The sequence below is a fragment of the Acinetobacter sp. NIOH-H-8 genome, from assembly GCF_046635365.1.
Taxonomy (GTDB): Bacteria; Pseudomonadota; Gammaproteobacteria; order Pseudomonadales; family Moraxellaceae; genus Acinetobacter.
The window spans coordinates 1-418 of sequence record NZ_JBHDVN010000257.1 but is presented as its reverse complement, the minus strand read 5'-3'; the positions used below and the strand labels follow the sequence as shown (position 1 = coordinate 418).

The 418-nt window shown below is 61.2% G+C and carries 1 protein-coding gene; it reads left to right on the top strand.

From position 1 onward, the window contains the following. Nucleotides 1–2: 2 nt before the first annotated feature. A partial coding sequence (locus ACEWB7_RS18110) for an ABC transporter permease subunit (protein ID WP_411581103.1) occupies nt 3–418 on the top strand: 416 nt, incomplete at its 3' end.

Sequence of the window (418 nt, the reverse complement as noted above, 5' to 3'; positions counted from 1 at the left end):
CCATAGGCAGCACCTATGCGTTGATCGCCATCGGCTACACCATGGTCTACGGCATCATCGGCATGATCAACTTCGCCCACGGCGAGGACTACATGATCGGCTCCTATGTCGCCTTCATGGTGATGGCGGGGCTCACGATGATGGGCATCGACAGCACTGTGCTGCTGCTGGGCGGTGCCTTCATGGTGAGCATCATCATCACCGGCAGCTATGGCTGGTCCATAGAGCGGGTGGCCTATCGTCCACTGCGGGGCGGCAACCGCCTCATCCCCCTCATCTCCGCCATCGGCATGTCGATCTTCCTGCAGAACATGATGCGGATGGCACAGGGCTCGCGCGATATCGCCATGCCCACCCTGATCTCCGGGGGCTGGACCCTGGGTGGTGAGGACGGCTTCCAGGCCAGTCTCTCCTACAT